Below are 12329 nucleotides of genomic sequence, written 5' to 3'. Positions count from 1 at the left end.
CGCGATGACCCGCTGGACCCCCGACCCCACCTTCTACCCGTCCGCCCGCGAGGCGGTGGCCGCCCCGGCGGAGAAGCTCGCCTACGTGGCGGCCTTCGACCGCACCGCCAGCCGCCCGGACGCCATCGTGGTGCTGGACACCGACCCCGACTCCCCCGACTACGGCCGTGTCGTCGGCTGGACCGACCTGCCGTACGTCGGTGACGAGCTGCACCACTTCGGTTGGAACGCGTGCAGCAGCGCGCTGTGCCCGACCGCCCCGCACCCGCACGTCGAGCGGCGCTACCTGATCGTGCCAGGCCTGCGGTCGTCGCGGATCCACGTGCTCGACACCCAGCCCGACCCGCGCCAGCCGCAGGTCGTCAAGGTGATCGGCCCGGAGGAACTGGCGAAGCGGGCCGGTTACTCCCGGCCGCACACCGTGCACTGTGGCCCGGACGGCATCTACCTCTCCGCCCTCGGCGGCGCCGACGGCGAGGAGGGGCCCGGCGGCATCGCGATCCTCGACCACACCACATTCGAGGTACGCGGGGCGTGGGAGGCCGACCGGGGCCCGCAGTTCCTGGCGTACGACGTGTGGTGGCATCTCACCCAGGACGTGCTTGTCACAAGCGAGTGGGGCACGCCGTCGATGATCGAGGACGGCATCATCGGCGAGCTGCTGCTGGGCCGGCGGTACGGGCACGCCATCCACTTCTGGGACCTCGCGAAACGCCGACACGTGCAGCGGGTCGATCTCGGCGACCAGTACCAGATGCCGCTGGAGCTGCGCCCGGCGCACGACCCGTCGAGGTCGTACGGCTTCGTGGGGGTGGTGATCAGTGTCGAGGACCTGTCCGCCTCGGTCTGGCTGTGGCACCGCGACGGCGACGCCTGGGCGGTCACCAAGGTGATCGACATCCCGGCCGAGCCGGCCGACCCGGCGAACCTCCCCGACCTGCTCAAGCCGTTCGGCGCGGTGCCACCACTGGTGACCGACATCGACCTGTCGGTGGACGACAGGTTCCTTTACGTCTCCTGCTGGGGCACCGGCGAGCTGCGCCAGTACGACGTCAGCGACCCGCTGCACCCGGTGCAGACCGGCTCGGTGCGCCTCGGTGGGATCGTCCGCCGTACGGCGCACTCGTCCGCGCCCGACGAGGCCCTCGCCGGTGGACCGCAGATGGTCGAGGTGAGCAGGGACGGGCGACGGGTCTACGTCAGCAACTCCCTCTACGGCTCGTGGGACGACCAGTTCTACCCCGACGGGGTGGGTGCCTGGCTGGCGAAACTCGACGTGGACGTCGACGCCGGAGGGCTCACCCCCGATGCGCGGTTCTTCCCGCACGGCGAGGAGTTCCGGGGTCTGCGGGTGCACCAGACCCGGTTGCAGGGCGGGGACGCGTCCTCCGACTCGTACTGCTTTCCGTGACCGTCGCGACAGTGGCGACGCTCGCGGCGCTCGGCGCGTTCCACGGCCTGAACCCGGCGATGGGTTGGCTGTTCGCGGTCGCCCGGGGATTGCAGGAGCGCAGCAGGTCGGCCCTGCTGCGCTCGCTGCCGCCGATCGCGGCGGGGCACCTCGCGTCGGTGGGGATCGTCGCCGCGCTGGTGACGGCGACCCGGTCGGTGACGGCGAGCACCGCCCTGGCGGTGGCCGGCGGCGTGCTGCTTGTCGCGTTCGGGCTGTGGCGGCTGCTCTCCGAGCGCCACTTCCGGTGGGCCGGGATGCGGCTGTCCGCGGCGCAGCTCGCCGGCTGGTCGTTCCTCATGTCGTCGGCGCACGGCGCCGGGCTGATGCTCCTGCCGGTGCTGGTGGCCGAGCCGGTGCCCGGGGGTCACTCCGGGCACCTGGCCGCCGCGCCGGTGGGTGCGCTGTCCGGTCTCGCGGCGGCCGGGGTGCACACCGTGGCCATGCTCGGCACGGCCCTGGTCATCGCGATGCTGGTCTATCAGGTGTTCGGGGTCGGTGTGCTGCGTCGGGCCTGGTTCAACGTGGACCGGCTCTGGGCCGGGGTGCTGGTGGCAGCGGGGTTGGTGACGCTGATCCGGGCGTGACAGTCCATCGTGGAAGCGTCCGGACTGTGCTTTCATGTCGGCATGATCACTCCCACTCCCCTCATGCGCCTGGTGGCCGGTGTGTGGGGGTTTCAAGACCCTCGCGGTCGGCGTCGAACTCGGTCTGTTCACCCGGCTCGCCGGCGGCCGGACGATGACAGTCGAGCAGGCCTCCGCCGAGTTCGGGCTGCCGGACCGGCCGGCGGACCTGCTGCTGGCCGCCAGCGCCTCGCTGGGGCTGCTGGAGAAGTCCGGCGACGGCTACCGCAACACCGAGTTGGCCGAGCAGTTCCTGGTGGAGGGTCGCCCGTACTACTTCGGCGCGCAGGTCCGCTACTCGGACCTGCGCACCTACCTGCCCTGGCACCGGATCGGTGAGGCGCTGCGCACGGACCGGCCGCTGACCTGGGACCCGAAGGCCCAACAGTCGATGTTCGACACCGCCGACCCGGAGATGCTCGCGCAGTTCTGGGACGCGATGTTCTCCACGTCGAGCTTCACCGCCAGCGCGTTGGCCGACGCGTACGACTTCTCCGCGCACCGGCGGCTGCTCGACGTGGGCGGCGGGGCCGGCGCGTTCCCGATCGAGTTCTGCCGCCGCCTGCCGGAGTTGCGGGCGACCGTCCTGGACCTGCCGCACGTGTGCGTACGGGCGCGCGAGCGCATCGCGGAGGCCAACCTGAGCGGACGGATCGACGCGGTGGCCGGGGACTTCCTTGCCGACCCGGCGCTGCCCGACGGGCACGACGTCATCCTGCTCAGCATGATCCTGCACGACTGGGACGAGCCGACGAACCGGGCGCTGCTGGCCCGGTGCCATGCGGCACTGCCGCCGGGCGGGGCGATTGTCGTCTGCGAACTGCTGCTCAACGACGAACGCACCGGCCCACCGGAGGCCGCCCTGATGGGGATGAACATGCTCGTCGAGACCGAGGGCGGCCGGAACTATTCGGGCGCCGAGTACACCGCCTGGCTCACCGACGCCGGCTTCGTCGACGTGCGTACGGTGCCGTTCGACGCGCCCGGCGCCAACGGCGCGGTGGTCGCCCGCAGGCCCTGAATGCGGACGACACCCGGCCCCGGTGCGAACCGGGGGCCGGGTGTCGCGGCGCCGTGACGGCGCCGGCGTCCGATCGGCTACCCGTACGGGTCAGGCGCGAGCCTTGGCCGGCTGCTTCATGAAGTCCATGATCGCCTTGTTGACGTCGTCGGCGTGGGTCCACGGGATGCCGTGCGGCGCGCCCTGGAGCGTGATGAGCTGGCCGGTCGGCATCATCGGTCCGAGCCGCTGACCGGTCACCGGGTAGGGCAGCACCCGGTCCTGGTCACCCTGCACGATCAGCACCGGAATGTTGATCTTCGGCAGGTCCTGGCGGAAGTCCTCCTGCCAGGCGTCCACGCTGTCGTGGGTGCCCTTGGCGGAGGCCATGGCGCCGATCTGCCAGTGCGCCCGGTACGCCTCCTCGCTGACCCGCTTGCCCTTGTTCTGATCCGGGTTGAAGAACGCGTCACAGAACGACGTCAGGTACGCGAAGCGGTCCTTGATGATGGCGTCCTGGAAGCCCTTGAACAGGCTCCTTTCGACACCCTCCGGGTTGTCCTTGGCCTTGGCCAGCATGGGCTGCAACGGGCTGAGCAGCACCGCCCGGCTGACCCGCTGGGAGCCGTAGTTGCCCAGGTAGCGGACGACCTCACCGGTGCCCATCGAGTGACCGATCAGGGTCACGTCGTTGAGGTCCAGCTCGGTCATCAGCACGTCCAGGTCCGCGGCGAACGTGTTGTAGTCGTACCCGAACGTCGGCTGGGCGGAGTTGCCGAAACCGCGCCGATCGTAGGTGATCGTCCGGTATCCGGCGTTGAGCAGCGCCGTGGTCTCCTTCTCCCAGGTCGCCCCGTTGAACGGGAAACCATGGATCAGCACCACCGGCTTACCGGATCCGTGGTCCTCGTAGTACAGGTCGATGGGCGCGGAGTTTTCCGTACCCACGGTGATGAAAGGCATGTTCGTCTCCTGCTCCGGTTCGGGCTGTCGGACGCCTGCCGCTTTCCCGCCGGGTCGGCGGATATGCCGGTCATGGACGCCACCCACCCCTGTCGCCTGACGACCGGGCGCCCCTTCTCGCATCGGCCCTGCGACTGTGGTCACGGCAGGACGGAGGTGTGCCGATCGCGCCCGGACCGCCTACTCTCGGGGTCGTGAGTGATCCGCCCCGGCTCCGGGCCGTCAGCGACCTGCACGTCGGCCATCCGGAGAACCGGGCGTTCGTCCAGGAACTCCGCCCGGGCCACGACGACGACTGGCTGCTGGTGCCCGGCGACGTGGGCGAGCGGTTCGCCGACATCGAGTGGGCGCTGGCGGTGCTGAGCAGCCGGTTCGCGAAGGTCGTCTGGGCACCTGGCAACCACGAGTTGTGGACACCCCCGGGCGACCCGGTGGCGCTGCGCGGCGAGGCCCGCTACCGCGAACTGGTGGCGATGTGCAGGCGGTTGGGCGTCGTCACCCCGGAGGATCCCTATCCGGTGTGGGACGGCGTGGGCGGCCCGGCCACGATCGCCCCGCTCTTCGTGCTGTACGACTACACGTTCCGGGTGCCCGAGGCGCGCACCCAGCAGGAGTCGCTGGAGCTGGCGTACGAGGCAGGGGTGGTGTGCACCGACGAGGTGCTGCTGCACCCCGACCCGTACCCAAGCCGCGAGGCGTGGTGCGCCGCCCGGGTCACCCAGACCGAACGGCGGCTCGCCGAGCGTGACCCGGAGCTGCCGACCGTGCTTGTCAACCACTATCCGCTGGTGCGCGAGCCCACCGACGTGCTGCGGTACCCGCTGTTCGCGCAGTGGTGCGGCACGGTGCGCACCAGCGACTGGCACCTGCGGTTCGGGGCGTCCACAGTTGTCTACGGGCACCTGCACATCCCCCGCACCACGTTTCACGACGGGGTGCGCTTCGAGGAGGTCTCGCTGGGCTACCCGCGGGAGTGGCAGCAGCGGGGGCCGGTGCCGCGCGCGGTAAGGGTGATCGACCCGGCGGACGACCTGCGGCGGCGCTCGTCCGTCAGCGGCTGAGGTCGACGAGCGTCGCCTGTCGCGCCACGCCGGCCGGCCCCTGCGACGCGCGGGCGACACCGCGATGAGGGTACGCGCCAACGGCCGCCACCGGACCTCGGCCCGCCTCGATGCGGCCGGTCTCGACCGGGCCCATGCCCGAGTGAACAACCGATTTGGGCCAGGCAGGCTGGGCGCCCGCGCCGACATCACGGTCGGTCAGTCGGTGCCCTCGACGATGCGGAAGTCGCGCTCGACGCCGTCGGAGAGGGCGGCAAGCGCCTCCTGGTAGGCCGCACTCTCGTACGCCGCGACGGCCTGCTCGAAACTGTCGAACTCGATCAGGATGGTCCGCTCGGCGATGCCGGCGTCATGTGCCACGACCCGACCGCCACGGACCAGGACCCGACCGCCCCCGGCCGCAACGGCCGGACCGGCCAGCGCGTTGTAGGCAGCCAGCTTCTCCGGGTCTGAAATGGTGCGGTAGGCGCTGACCCAGTAGCCCTTGGGCATGGAACCTCCAGTGTTGGGGTGAGTAAATCTGTTGCCCGGGCGCCTGTCGACAGTACCGCCCACCGTGCTCACGCCATCGCGCTTGACACTCGACGTCAAGTACTTGACGATGGGCGTCAAGTAGCGGAGGAGGCAGCATGGCGCCAACCGACGAGGAACTGACCGAGCATCTCATCCGATTGATCGACATCCGCCTGCTCGACCCCCTCGAAATCCTGGTCGACGGCCACGACGCCATTGACCCGCTGCGCGCCGTCATCCGGGAGCGGGCCCGATCCTGGGCCACCACGATCGTCAGCGGCGACGACCGGGCCGCCGTCGGCGTGGTCATGCGCGCGATTTCCACCCTCTACCCGGGGGACGGACCGTTCGACCCACCCATCGACTGGTGGCGCAGCCCTCTCGGCCAGGCCGTCGCGCGACGGGTCGGCCACCCGACCGCCGAATCCGTGTCGTACGCGGTAGCCGGGGCCATGCTCGGCATCACCCGCCAGGGCGTCCACGACCTGGTCTCCCGCGACAAGCTCGCCCGCCACCCCGAAGGCGGCGTGCGCTCCGCCTCCGTACGCGACCGACTGCTCAACGAAGGAACCCGACGTGCCTGAGACCATTGTCGACTCCGGGTCCGTGCCCATCGCGATCCGCGACTTCGGCGGACCCGGACAACCGCTGCTGCTCCTTCACGGCGCCGGCGGCAACCTCGCCCAGATGGCCACCCTCGCCGAGCACCTGCGCTCGGCCCACCGGGTGGTCACCGTCGATCTGCGTGGTCACGGCCGGTCCGGGGACGGCCCGTGGCGCTGGGACGACGTACTGGCCGACCTGGCCACCGTCACCGATCACCTCGGCCTCACCTCCCCAGCGGTGGTCGGCGTCTCCCTCGGCGGCATGCTCGCCACCCTCTGGGCGCAGCGTCACCCGGAGTGCCCCGGTGCCGTCAGCTTCGACGGCAATCCGCCGCTGAACCGTCTGGACCAGCTCGCCGGGCTGGCCCCGGAGCAGGCCGAGACCGAGCTGGCCAAGCTGCGGGCCGTCTTCGACGGGATGGCCGCGATGCTTGCCGAACCGCTGACCGCCGAACAGGTGGCCGCCATGCTTGCGGGGCAGCGGGCCATGGCCCAGCGCTACGGCGCCGCCCCCGAAGACTGGGTGGCGGCCTTCGAGCGCAACCTCGTGCCCGGCGACGACGGCAGCAGCCGGCTGCGGCCCGCCCCGGACCTCACCCGGCAGCTCCGGGACGCCATGGACTCCCTCGACCTGATGCCCGCCTACCGTGACGCCCGCTGCCCGCTGCTGCTCGTCCTCGCCACCGAGGACCTGCCCGAACAACAGCCGTTCCACGGCCTGTACGAGGCGTACCGCAAGGCCACCGCCGAACGGCTTGCCACTGTGGACAACCCGTCTCTGCGGGTGCGGCACCTCGCCGGCGCCAGCCACGCGATGGTCGCCGAACGCCCACAGGAGCTCGCCACTCTCATCACCGACTTCCTCAGCCCGCACAACTGAGGGCGACCCGCAGGAGCCCGCCTCCTGGCGAAGGTCGAGACGGCGTGGCGGACGGAAGCCGACGCACGTCCGTCACCGGGTAAGCCCGACCAACGTCGCCAGTCGCGCCACGCCGGCCGGCGCCGGCTGCGCCCTAGCGACATCGGCGATGAGAGTACGCGCCAACGGCCGCCACCGAACCTCAGCCGGGGCGACACTGTCCGCGTCGACGAGCGCTCGCGCCGCCCCGCGCAGATCACCGGCGTGCAGGTAAATCCGCGCGGCGTCGAGCAGGTAGGCGCCCCGACACTCGGCCGACAACCGCCGCCACACCTCCCGCCGAACGATCGTCGTGTGCCGTGCCAGTGCGCTGTCGGCGTCACCCCGCTGCGCCGCCACCAGCACCCGAGCCATGTCGACGGCGACCGGCCCGAAGCTGGTGCCGCACGAGTCGTCGTACCCCCGCAGGTCGACGGCGACGCCCGCGGCCCGGTCGATCAGCTCGGTTGCGCGGCGGTGCTCGCCGCAGCCCGCGGCGGCCAGCGCGGCCTGGACCAGCAACGTCCCACCGACCGCCCACGCTCGACGGTCCCCCCGGCGCTCTCCCCCGCCCCGGTGATCAAGAGGTTCGCGTCGACTTTGATCTCCAAAAGTCCCGCAAACCTCTTGATCACTTAAGTGGAGTGCCGGTGGAAGAGTTCGGTCAGCCGCTGTGAGGGTCGCCGACAGGGCCAGGCGGTCCCGGCCCGACGCGCGCAGCGCCTGAGCCACTGCGACAGTCGCTGTCGCCGCGAAGACTGGATCGTCTTGGGCAGCAGCCATGGCGCGGTCGGCGGCCAGCCAGGCGAGGCCGGCCTCGTCGAGCTTGACCAGCAGCAGAGCGGTGATGCGGTACGCCTGCGTCAGCACCTCCGGCGACCCCGCGCCCTGGGCGGCGTCGAGCAGGTTCGGCACCGCCCGCACCAACTGCGGGTAGTGCGCGTGCTGGTAGGCCAACCAGGCATGCCCGACCTGCCGCCTCAGCTCGTGCATGTGTGGCGACGTCGGCGGGGTGTCGTAGCGGGCGAGCGCGGCCCGGATGTCGTCCACGCCAGCCGGCGCGCTCGCCGGGGTGCTGGGCGGCTGGCCGAGCAGCACCTCCGGATCGACCCGCAGGACGCGGGACAGTTCCTGGATCACCGAGTACCGGTCCAGAGGCCGGACGCCGCGCTCGATCTTGTCCACCCAGCTCTTCGACCTGCGTAGGCGATCGGCCAACATCTGCTGCGTCATCGACCGCCGCACCCGCCAGCCGGCCACCCGACGGCCGATCGGGAGGTCATCGCTGCTCACGCCGCCACCGCCGGTCCGGGACCGCACGGGTCATGTCGTCCACGGGTACGCGCTCCGCCTCGGCCTGAGCCAGAATGCGCTGCTTGGCAGCCTCCCGCTCGGCCGCCTCAGCCTGCCCACCCTTGCTCGCCGTCTCGTCACCGCGCATAGCCACCTCCATCAGGCCACCGGCGCGGCGTTCACGTTGGCTCGTCGCGTCCTATCTGGATGGCACGTGTATGAATTCAGGCTCTGCGAATTCGTGATGACGACTTCACCGCGAGTGACGGACGGGTGGGGACGTCCTTGCTAGGGTGAGTCGTCCCCGATACCGTCCCCAAGCCACAGTGAGCAGGAGACGCGATGCCGAACGACCGTCTTCGCAACGGGATGCTCAAGAATGGCCTGACTGCGACGGCGTTGGCCGAGACGGTCGGTGTCGACCCCAAGACTGTCGAGCGGTGGGTGACCCAGGCTCGTACCCCGTACCCGCGCTATCGCCACTCCATCGCCGAGCTGCTGAATGAGAGCGAGTCGTACCTCTGGCCGGACGCGCTACCGACGCAGCGGGCCGCGCAGATCAGCCAGTCAGAACTGGTCCACATCTACCCGCGTCGCGGAGCCGTTCCTACCGATCTCTGGCAGCGGCTTCTGGAGCAGGCCATCCGGCAGGTTGGTGTCCTGGTCTACGGAGGGCTGTTCCTGCCCGAGTTCAACCACCGCTGGATCGCGACCCTCCGCGAGAAGGCGTCGGCAGGAGCGCAGGTGGAGTTGCTGTTCGGCGATCCGGAGGGCGTGCACATCGCCGAACGCGGAGACGCCGAGGGCATCGGCCCGGCCATGTCCAACAAGATCCTGAACGCGTTGGCCTTCTACAAGGAGCTTCGGGATCTGGACAACGTGGGGATCTACTTCCACGACACCATCCTCTACAACTCTATCTACCGCTTCGACGACGAGATGCTGGTCAACACGCATCTCTACGGCACCCCGGCCGCATACTCGCCGGTGCTGCACCTGCGGCGCATCGGCGGCGGGGACCTCTTCGACAGCTACGTAGCCAGCTTCAACCGGGTACTCGGGCAGAAGCGGGCTGTGTGGCCTGAACACTGACGGGCTGAAGGCATGGCGCGGATCGAACACTTCAACAACCCGCACGCTCCGAAGCCGAACAGGATCGTCGTAGCGGTGACTGTCTTCGTCCAAGACCGCCAGGGCCAGGTGCTGCTCATCCAGCGAACCGATAATGACCTCTGGGCGTTGCCGGGCGGTGCTCAGGACTTCGGCGAGGCCATCACCGACACGGCCGTGCGGGAGACGCGCGAGGAGACCGGTATCGAGGTTGAAGTGGCCGAGATCGTCGGGATCTACTCCGACCCCAGGCACCTCGTGGAGTACAGCGACGGCGAGGTACGGCAGCAGTTCTCGATCTGCTTTCGCGCCCAGTACCTCTCCGGCGATCCGACGACCAGCGATGAGTCCTCGTCGGTGGTGTGGATAGCCCGTGACGAACTGAACCGGCTGCCGATGCACACGTCAATGCGGCTCAGGGTCGACCACGGATTCCAGCGACGTCCGGTCCCCTACATTGGCTGAGCTGACAAGCGACGTTCGGTCCTGCGTACGGCCTCTCGTAGCATCGGCTCAGCTCTCTGCCAAAACCGCGTCACGACGTCGTCCGGCCCGTAGCGCTGCCGGATCTCCGCCAGCCTCTCGTCCACGGTGAGGTCCTGGCCATCCGGGCCGGTCGTCATGTCCGCGTACCAGAGGGCATCTGAGACAGCCGTCTCTTCACGCGGGAACTCGCTGGCCAGAGCGTGTCCCAAACCGCGCTCATCTGCTTCGTGGACAGCGCAGGAGTGATGGGCGACCAGAGCCGCGATCCGATCTGGAAAACCCTGCTGCCGAACCCATCGGGCCCCGTCCAGCGCATGGAACCCCGTATCGGCGACGTCTGGGGCGTACCCGATGTCGTGCAGCCAGGCCGCCGCCGTCAGCAGCTCCGCATCGTCTCCCACCAGGCGCGCAAGCCCTTCCGCCTTCGCCACCACTGCCTGGACATGAAGCCAGCGACGGGGTAGGGCATCTTGGAGATGACGCTGAGACGTTGTCTCGGCTAATTGGGAGGAGGAACCCACACCAGAAGTCTAGAGCCCAAGCCCACCTCAACCTGCCCGCTAGCCTGACAGGGCTGACCTGGACGGAATCGCCACCTTGTACGCCAACATGGCGTCCTACGCCGCCGCCACGGCCCAATAACCGGCCCGAGCGACAACCTGCTCTTCAATATCCCGACCATTAGGCCTTCCCCCGGCGGCTGGGTGGATGGGGGCGAGTACCCACACGAGCCCTGCGCCCCCGCCCGTCACCCGCCAGGTCGCCACCTAATCAAAGCTGCGACCTCGGCGTATGTCTTGGCACCTACGGGTGCTGGCCGTCGTTTTGGTCGCTGTTGAAGCCCTGTTGGGGCGCTGACGCCCTGGCACACCCTGACCTCGATGCCGGTCGGGCGACCCTGAATATTAAAGATCAACCATCTCGGCATCGCTCTGACCTAGACTCCTCAAGGGCCCAGCACGCTGGTCTTGCGCCCCGTTAGGGTTAGGGGAGGTTAAGGCGCCACTTTGCGTCACGCCGGTAGCCAAGAAGATGCTGCGGGATCTCCTCGTTCTCTAGATTTATCGGCTCTCCATTTCGAGTCCGTACTGCATTCACTAAGTTGGTCGATTCAAGCCGCAAGGGAAGCCCCGTCTCTCGCCTCGCTGCCAGCAAGCGTCCGACCCAGCAAGCGACAGCATGGAGCGGTGTCGGATGGCGGACAGGATGATCACATGCGGATTAGGGACTGGTATAAAGCCCTGACGTGAACGGCGATCGAGCGGAAGGACCTGCCGGTGCCACAGTCGGCCAGTGAGCAGCAACGCGGATCAGCAGGCCGCGTAGAGCAGCTACTCGCGCTGACACGGAAAATTATGTCCACCGAGAGTAGGCTCCGGGAAGCTCGACTGGTGAAGTCCCTGACCACAGTCGGACTTGCGCTGGGCCCCGGCCTGTTCCTTAGCCTCCTTATTCCGATAATTGCTACCTACGGCGAATTCGACATGGGTGAGATCTTTCGCCCCCTGATTCCGGTGATGATCGTCGCCACCGCTGGAACCATAGCGGCCACAATCTATCAGGATAATACAAGACTCCCCTCAGTGGGAGAACTGAGGCTGGAACTGTCACTACTTCGCGAACAAAGACGGCTTCGCGCCGCCGAAATGACACTCGACTCACGCTATGCGAGGAGCAGCTACAAGGACGAGATTACCGGCGACGTCGAATCGTTCCGGAGGGAAAGCAGACGCTACCGTCGAATTCACAACGGAATGCAATCGGTGATCATTGTCGGCTCTCTCGCAACAACGACGGTTTCTGGGATCGCGCTCGATAGCAGCCCTCTCCAATGGGTGGTCGTTGGAAGCAGTTTCTCGGTCGGACTCGCGGCGGGTTTCACTGGATACTTCAAGTATCGAGAGAGGGGCTTCTATCTTCAGCAAACCGCCGATGCCATTGAACAGGAGTACCTGGCCTCTGAGCTCTCGATCTTCCGCTACAAGAATTTGACCGAGAGCGAGTCGCTAGCAGCGTTTGTTGAGGAAGCTGAGCGACTAAAATCAGAGCAACGTAAGCGCGAGCAAAGCTTGGACCAGCCCTCGGGTCATGGTCGCGATGCTTTGTCAACTGGCTGAACTCACCCCCCCTCCCCCGACGGCTTGCCGGTACCGTCGCTGTCCAGCCTGCGAATCTCCCTGGAGACATGCGTCCGCTGGCGGCCGAAGAGAGCGTCGGGTGAGGACGGCAGCGCTGCACAATCATCTGCAACAGCAGCTCGGCTGCGTGCTCGCTCGCTGGGACGACGTGCTGCACTCCGCCGGCCAGAGGCTTCCGGGCACTCG

13 protein-coding genes and 1 pseudogene are annotated in these 12329 nt (G+C 68.5%); 9 read left to right on the top strand and 5 right to left on the bottom strand.

The genetic code is table 11. From position 1 onward, the window contains the following. The first annotated feature begins 4 nt into the window (after positions 1-4). The 3 genes and pseudogenes from ACFY1S_RS16280 (at position 5) to ACFY1S_RS16270 (ending at position 3097) form a co-directional block, all read left to right on the top strand. Positions 5-1411, top strand: coding sequence for a selenium-binding family protein (locus tag ACFY1S_RS16280; RefSeq protein ID WP_387118126.1), 1407 nt, complete (start codon positions 5-7; stop codon positions 1409-1411). Next, positions 1408-2037, top strand: coding sequence for a hypothetical protein (locus ACFY1S_RS16275; protein ID WP_387118123.1), 630 nt, complete (start codon positions 1408-1410; stop codon positions 2035-2037). The genes ACFY1S_RS16280 and ACFY1S_RS16275 overlap by 4 nt, the downstream gene beginning before the upstream one ends. Positions 2038-2079: 42 nt before the next feature. Next, positions 2080-3097: pseudogene (locus tag ACFY1S_RS16270) on the top strand (methyltransferase). Positions 3098-3187: 90 nt separating this feature from the next. On the opposite strand, the gene ACFY1S_RS16265 reads toward ACFY1S_RS16270, so the two are convergent. Next, on the bottom strand, positions 3188-4039 hold the full coding sequence (locus ACFY1S_RS16265) for an alpha/beta fold hydrolase (protein ID WP_387118120.1): 852 nt from the start codon (positions 4037-4039) through the stop codon (positions 3188-3190). 194 nt (positions 4040-4233) lie between these two features. Here ACFY1S_RS16265 and ACFY1S_RS16260 point away from each other — a divergent pair, with 194 nt between their 5' ends. Continuing rightward, a complete protein-coding gene (locus tag ACFY1S_RS16260) occupies positions 4234-5100 on the top strand; it encodes a metallophosphoesterase (RefSeq protein ID WP_364363994.1) in 867 nt (288 codons plus the stop codon). 198 nt (positions 5101-5298) lie between these two features. Here ACFY1S_RS16260 and ACFY1S_RS16255 read toward each other — a convergent pair whose 3' ends face one another. Next, positions 5299-5592 (bottom strand): DUF1330 domain-containing protein, encoded by a 294-nt coding sequence (locus ACFY1S_RS16255; protein WP_387118118.1) that lies wholly within the window; start codon positions 5590-5592, stop codon positions 5299-5301. 137 nt (positions 5593-5729) lie between these two features. Here ACFY1S_RS16255 and ACFY1S_RS16250 point away from each other — a divergent pair, with 137 nt between their 5' ends. Both ACFY1S_RS16250 and ACFY1S_RS16245 read left to right on the top strand, forming a co-directional pair. After that, positions 5730-6197 (top strand): hypothetical protein, encoded by a 468-nt coding sequence (locus ACFY1S_RS16250; RefSeq protein ID WP_387118115.1) that lies wholly within the window; start codon positions 5730-5732, stop codon positions 6195-6197. Beyond that, on the top strand, positions 6190-7098 hold the full coding sequence (locus ACFY1S_RS16245) for an alpha/beta fold hydrolase (RefSeq protein WP_387118112.1): 909 nt from the start codon (positions 6190-6192) through the stop codon (positions 7096-7098). Before ACFY1S_RS16250 ends, ACFY1S_RS16245 begins: the two co-directional genes overlap by 8 nt. Positions 7099-7170: 72 nt before the next feature. Here ACFY1S_RS16245 and ACFY1S_RS16240 read toward each other — a convergent pair whose 3' ends face one another. Both ACFY1S_RS16240 and ACFY1S_RS16235 read right to left on the bottom strand, forming a co-directional pair. Further along, entirely contained in the window at positions 7171-8409 is a 1239-nt protein-coding gene (locus ACFY1S_RS16240; protein WP_387118109.1) for a helix-turn-helix domain-containing protein, read from the bottom strand. Next, entirely contained in the window at positions 8396-8557 is a 162-nt protein-coding gene (locus tag ACFY1S_RS16235) for a hypothetical protein (RefSeq protein WP_387118106.1), read from the bottom strand. The genes ACFY1S_RS16240 and ACFY1S_RS16235 overlap by 14 nt, the downstream gene beginning before the upstream one ends. Positions 8558-8751: 194 nt before the next feature. Here ACFY1S_RS16235 and ACFY1S_RS16230 point away from each other — a divergent pair, with 194 nt between their 5' ends. Continuing rightward, positions 8752-9501, top strand: a complete 750-nt coding sequence (locus ACFY1S_RS16230; RefSeq protein WP_387118103.1) for a helix-turn-helix domain-containing protein — start codon at positions 8752-8754, stop codon at positions 9499-9501. 12 nt (positions 9502-9513) lie between these two features. Beyond that, positions 9514-9984, top strand: a complete 471-nt coding sequence (locus tag ACFY1S_RS16225; RefSeq protein ID WP_387118100.1) for an NUDIX hydrolase — start codon at positions 9514-9516, stop codon at positions 9982-9984. Here ACFY1S_RS16225 and ACFY1S_RS16220 read toward each other — a convergent pair. Continuing rightward, the gene (locus ACFY1S_RS16220; RefSeq protein WP_387118097.1) at positions 9972-10526 is read right to left on the bottom strand and encodes an HDIG domain-containing metalloprotein; all 555 of its coding nucleotides are present in this window, start codon (positions 10524-10526) and stop codon (positions 9972-9974) included. The two genes, ACFY1S_RS16225 and ACFY1S_RS16220, sit on opposite strands and share 13 nt — an antisense overlap. An 870-nt stretch (positions 10527-11396) precedes the next feature. On the opposite strand from ACFY1S_RS16220, the gene ACFY1S_RS16215 reads away from it, so the two are divergent. Then, complete coding sequence (locus ACFY1S_RS16215; RefSeq protein WP_387118094.1) at positions 11397-12122, top strand: DUF4231 domain-containing protein; 726 nt, start codon at positions 11397-11399, stop codon at positions 12120-12122. Positions 12123-12329: the final 207 nt, after the last annotated feature.

The sequence above is a fragment of the Micromonospora sp. NPDC000663 genome (genome assembly GCF_042898105.1).
Lineage (GTDB): Bacteria > Actinomycetota > Actinomycetes > Mycobacteriales > Micromonosporaceae > Micromonospora.
Note: the sequence above shows the minus strand (reverse complement) of the source record. Positions and strands in the feature narration are given on the sequence as shown.

Bases quoted from the DNA above. Each gene is read 5' to 3' on its own strand.
- ACFY1S_RS16280 (WP_387118126.1), top strand. From the start codon at position 5: ATGACCCGCTGGACCCCCGACCCCACCTTCTACCCGTCCGCCCGCGAG.
- ACFY1S_RS16265 (WP_387118120.1), bottom strand. From the start codon at position 4,039: ATGCCTTTCATCACCGTGGGTACGGAAAACTCCGCGCCCATCGACCTG.
- ACFY1S_RS16255 (WP_387118118.1), bottom strand. From the start codon at position 5,592: ATGCCCAAGGGCTACTGGGTCAGCGCCTACCGCACCATTTCAGACCCG.
- ACFY1S_RS16250 (WP_387118115.1), top strand. From the start codon at position 5,730: ATGGCGCCAACCGACGAGGAACTGACCGAGCATCTCATCCGATTGATC.
- ACFY1S_RS16235 (WP_387118106.1), bottom strand. From the start codon at position 8,557: ATGCGCGGTGACGAGACGGCGAGCAAGGGTGGGCAGGCTGAGGCGGCC.
- ACFY1S_RS16230 (WP_387118103.1), top strand. From the start codon at position 8,752: ATGCCGAACGACCGTCTTCGCAACGGGATGCTCAAGAATGGCCTGACT.
- ACFY1S_RS16225 (WP_387118100.1), top strand. From the start codon at position 9,514: ATGGCGCGGATCGAACACTTCAACAACCCGCACGCTCCGAAGCCGAAC.